General features: G+C 64.8%; 5 protein-coding genes. All 5 read right to left on the bottom strand.

What is annotated here, in order from left to right; genetic code table 11:
- A partial coding sequence (locus tag VDP82_RS14385; RefSeq protein ID WP_323015533.1) for a TRAP transporter large permease occupies positions 1-1,190 on the bottom strand: 1,190 nt, incomplete at its 3' end.
- Positions 1,187-1,693: a TRAP transporter small permease gene (locus VDP82_RS14380; RefSeq protein ID WP_323015532.1), complete on the bottom strand. Its 507-nt coding sequence runs from the start codon at positions 1,691-1,693 to the stop codon at positions 1,187-1,189. The genes VDP82_RS14385 and VDP82_RS14380, both read right to left, overlap by 4 nt.
- A gap of 57 nt (positions 1,694-1,750) precedes the next feature.
- A complete protein-coding gene (gene dctP / locus VDP82_RS14375; protein ID WP_323015531.1) occupies positions 1,751-2,767 on the bottom strand; it encodes a TRAP transporter substrate-binding protein DctP in 1,017 nt (338 codons plus the stop codon).
- Between the two features lie 132 nt (positions 2,768-2,899).
- Positions 2,900-3,706 carry an IclR family transcriptional regulator gene (locus VDP82_RS14370; protein ID WP_323015530.1) on the bottom strand — a complete coding sequence of 269 codons (807 nt, stop codon included), beginning with the start codon at positions 3,704-3,706 and terminating at the stop codon, positions 2,900-2,902.
- A gap of 30 nt (positions 3,707-3,736) precedes the next feature.
- The gene (locus VDP82_RS14365) at positions 3,737-4,408 is read right to left on the bottom strand and encodes a GntR family transcriptional regulator (RefSeq protein ID WP_323015529.1); all 672 of its coding nucleotides are present in this window, start codon (positions 4,406-4,408) and stop codon (positions 3,737-3,739) included.
- Between the last annotated feature and the right edge of the window lie 63 nt (positions 4,409-4,471).

The following is a 4,471-nucleotide window of genomic DNA, read 5'->3' as shown; positions in this document are numbered from 1 at the left end:
GGCACCTTGGGCAGCATGGCCTTGAGGATGAAGACATTGAGCCCCACCGGCGGCGTGATCATGCTGATCTCGACCACCAGCACCGTGACGATGCCCCACCAGACCAGGTCGAAGCCCAGCCCGGCGACGATGGGCGCCACCACCGGCACGGTGAGGAAGATCATCGCAAAGCCATCCATGAGGCACCCCAGAACCAGATAGAACGCCACCAGGCACAGGATGACCATCATCGGGCTCAATTCGAGCGAGTCGATGAAGCGCACGGTATTGCCGGGAATGCCGGAGAGATTGATGAACTGGTTGAGCACCAGCGCCCCCGCCGCCACCACGAAGATCATGCCGGAAATGCGGGCCGCCTCGTTGAGGCTTTCGGTGAAGACGCGCCAGGTGAGCTTGCGGCGGAAGAGCACGAAAAGAAAGGCGCCCCCGGCCCCGATGCCGCCCGCCTCGGTGGCGGTGAACCAGCCAGCGGTGAGCCCGACCATGATGAGGGCGAAGAGCAGCAGGATGCCCCACAGGCTTTTGAGCGAAGCCAGCTTTTCCGCCATGCTGAACCGCGGCCCTCTGGGCGCCCATTTCGGCACGACCACGGCGACGACTGCCATGACCGCGACATAGGCCAAAACCTGGATGACCCCCGGCAGCATGCCGGCGACGAAGAGCTTGCTGATGCTCTCCTGGGTAAGCAAGGCATAGATGATGAGAGCACCCGAGGGCGGAATGAGAATGCCCATCGTGCCGCCCGCGGCGACGGAGCCGGCCGAAAAGCCGGGATCGTACTGGGCCTTTTCCATTTCCGGCAGGGCGATCTTGGCCATGGTGGCCGCGGCGGCGGAGGAGGAGGCGCACATGGCCGAAAAGCCGCCACAGGCCACGATGGTCGCCATGCCCAGCCCGCCGCTATGGTGGCCCAGCCAGCGCCGGGCCGCCTCGAACATCTCATGGGCTAGGCCAGCCTTGACCACGAATACCCCCATCAGGATGAAGAGCGGCAGCACCGAGAATTGGTAGTTGAGCGCCAAATCCATGATCTGCTGTTCGGAGATGGCCAGGGCCGCGCCCAGACCGCGCGGATGCAGGGCCGCGATGCCGGCGGCGCCGGTGAACATCATCACGAAGCCCAGGGGCACGCGCGTGAAGGCGATGAGAGCCAGCAGGCTCCCGAAAACGAGAACAGAGACCAGCATCATTCGGCCTTGTCGTGATGAGAGGAGGATTGGACTTCGCGCCCGCGCAGGACATCCAGGGCGACCTGCGCCATGAACCAGGTGGCGATTGCCGTGAAGATGGCGGCGAGCAATACCCAGGGCGCCATGGGCAGAAGGAAATGAACGGAGAGCGTTCCGAAGCGCGCCAGCCGGTCCGCCTGATCGAAGATCATGTAGGTGAGCACGCCCAGCGACAGGAGCTCGACCAGGCAGGTGAAGTATTTCTCGATCCGGATGGCCAGTGGCCGGTAGAGGTCGGAGAGCAGGCCCACCCGGATATGGCTGTCGTCGCGCACCACCAGCGGCAGCGCCGCGAAGAAGAACAGCAGCAGCATGAGGCTCACATATTCCTCCGCGCCATCAAGCGGGTGGTTGAGCTTGCGCCCGATGACGTCGACAAAGGCGACAATCGTCATCAGGACGATGGCGATGCCGGCGACGAGCGAGGACAGTCTGGCGAGCCAGAGATTGATTTTGTCGATCATGGTACTCTCCGATTAGCGCCCCGCGCGGGCCTGCCGCGCGGGGCGTCGTCCGGCGGCCTATTGGGCGCCCAGCTCGCGCTCGAGAACGCTGCGGTAGAAACGGAGCACTTCGTCGGGGTTTTCCAACCCCTTGTCGGCGGCGCGCGTCTTCCAGTTGGCGATGGTGGCGCCCAGCGCCCCTTCGAACGAAGCCAGCGCCTCGCCCTGCGGCACGAAGGTTTCGATGGTTGACACCTTTTCGTCGAGCTCGTCTTCGGCCTCGTCGGCCGCCGCCCCCGTACGCCCCGGCAGGCCGTCGGCAGCGCGCAGCACCGCCGCCTGCTGGTCGGCATCCAGCTCGTTCCAGCGCTCATTGGAGATGAACACCGAGAAGGAGAGCGAGCCCAGGCCGCCCGGCACCTCGGTGATGCTGGTAACGCGATCGAGAATGCGGGCGCCGTCAGCCGATCCCGGCGTCATGATGATGGCGTCGACATTGCCCTTGGTGACATATTCCTGCAGGGCGGTGAATTCGGTGTTGATGGCCACCGCGCCCAGGGCCTTGGCCGTTTCGAACAACGCACCCGGTGGCGACCACAGCTTGACGCCGGCCAGATCGCTGGCACTCTGGATCTTGACGCCGGTGACCGAAAGCAGCTGGCGACCCGGCAGCACGTTTGTCGACAGAACCTTCACGCCCTTGAGCTCGTCGAAGGGCAGGAAATATTTGTTGTAGGTCTCCCAAAGGGCGATGGAGGCCGCGCGCGCCGAAGGCGAATTGAACGGCAGGTCGGCGATGCGGCTGAGCGCGACAAGCTGGGGCACGGCGCCGGACGAGACCAGCGCCATGTCGGCAATGCCGTCACGGACCATTTCATACTGGCGGTCCGAAGGTGCCAGCGTGCTGTCGGGAATGGTGATCTTGATGGAGCCGCCCGATTCCGCTTCGATCGCCTGGGCGAAGCCCTTGATGGCGACCTGGTACATCTCGTCATAGGGCTGCAGATAGCTGTTGAAGATCAGTTCGGTCTGGGCGCTGGCGAGGCTGGGCGAAAGCACCAGCAGCGAGGCCGCGAGAAGCGTGCGAATGGACATATATTCCTCCCATACAGTCCTCGGCTCAGGGCGGCCGATGAGACGTAGTTCATAGTGGAAAGCGGGCAAAATCCCCGCAACTCCGCACCGTCGAAAGTTTCACAATGCGAACACCAGGCGACTGCGAAACCCTCAGGCCGCCTTGGCGCGATGCACCAGATTGCGCGAGATCTCCTGCGCGGCGGCGCGCAGCATGGGGACGATCTGCGGCAGGCGCCCCTCGGGCAACCGGCTTTGCGGCGCAATGACGCTGAGCGCCGCCAGGGGCGCGCCGGCCATGTTGAGCACCGGCACGGCAATCGCCCGCCGATCGCGCGCAGTAATGCTGTCGGCGCATAGATATCCCTGCCGTCGCGCGGTCCGGATGCTGCCCAGAATGGTTTCGGGGGTGACGCTATAGGGCGTGAAGCGCGGCCCGTTCTCGCTCAGCAGCGCCTCGATCTTGCGCTCGGGCATATAGGCCATCATGGCGCGGCCGGCGACGCTGACGCCCAGGGGCCGGCGTGCGCCCACCGCCAGCGTGGTCACCTGCACCGGATAGGTGCCGAAACGCCTGTCGGCATAGATCGAGTCGTTGACGCTGGGCACGGCCAGGAACACCGAATCCCGAATGCTGGCCGACAACTCGTCGAGCATGGGCGCCGCCACCGCGGTGATGGGAAAGCGCTCGGCCGCGGCAAGGCCGAGCCAGGCCGCCTCGGCGCCGATGGTGTAGCGGCGGGTGCCCTGAACGCGTTCGACCACCCCCTCCATTTCCAGGGCATGAAGGATGCGGTGGGCAGTGGGGTGAGACAAGTTCAGCGCGGCGGCGATATCCACCAGCTTGAGCCCCTGCCGCGGGCTGCCCGCCAGAAGCCGCAACACCCCAAGGGAGCGCTGAATGCTCTGCGTTCCGGTTTCCTCCCGGCGCGCGCGCGGCCGGCTATCGGTATCGTTCATGACAAATTTCCTCCCTCTTTTTTTGGCGCCTCAAGCCGATGAACTGACGTCGAGCTGGGCTCCGCCCGAGGACAGCAGCAGCCTGGCCGTCAGATTGAGATGCGTGCTCAGCGCCGCGCAGGCCCGATCCGCGTCCCGCGCCAGGGCGAGATCGAGGATTTCGCGGTGCTCTGCATCGACGTCGCGCGCGCCGCGCGCATAGGGCAGGATCATGCGGCGATAGCGCTCGGCCTGCATGTAAAGCTGCTCGCGCAGACGCAGCCACCACACCGAATCGCAGGCAGCGATCAGGTCGTCGTGAAACTGGCCGTGAAGTCGGGTCCATTCGGGATTAGACAAATCCCCCACCATCTGGTCGGTGCGCGAAAGCTGATGCCATGTGCTGAGCAGCCGCCCCTCCCATTCCAGCGTGCCCAATTCGATGGCGCGGCGCAGGCAGCGGGTTTCGATATCGGTGCGTACCGCCGTGAGATCGAGCAGGTCGGCCGCGGAAACCGTGGCGACCAGGAAGCCCTTTTGCGGCTGCGCCGCCACCAGCCGATCCGAGGTCAGCCGCGACAGCGCCTCCCGCACCGCGCCGGCATTGACGCCGAACCGCTCCGCCAGCTGGTCGATGGCCAGTTTGCTGCCCGGCTTGTGTACGCCGTCCAGCAGCTCGGTCTTGAGCGTTTCATAAACTCTTGCGGTCTTGCTCTGGCTCATCGGCAGCCCTCCCTGCCTCCAGACTTCGCCAGAATCTCAAAATTGGCAAGTCAAAAATATTTT

This window comes from Devosia sp. (assembly GCF_034675085.1).
Lineage (GTDB): Bacteria > Pseudomonadota > Alphaproteobacteria > Rhizobiales > Devosiaceae > Devosia.
This window is presented reverse-complemented; position numbering and strand designations above follow the sequence as displayed.

Bases quoted from the DNA above. Each gene is read 5' to 3' on its own strand.
- VDP82_RS14370 (WP_323015530.1), bottom strand. From the start codon at position 3,706: ATGAACGATACCGATAGCCGGCCGCGCGCGCGCCGGGAGGAAACCGGA.
- dctP (WP_323015531.1), bottom strand. From the start codon at position 2,767: ATGTCCATTCGCACGCTTCTCGCGGCCTCGCTGCTGGTGCTTTCGCCC.
- VDP82_RS14365 (WP_323015529.1), bottom strand. From the start codon at position 4,408: ATGAGCCAGAGCAAGACCGCAAGAGTTTATGAAACGCTCAAGACCGAG.
- VDP82_RS14380 (WP_323015532.1), bottom strand. From the start codon at position 1,693: ATGATCGACAAAATCAATCTCTGGCTCGCCAGACTGTCCTCGCTCGTC.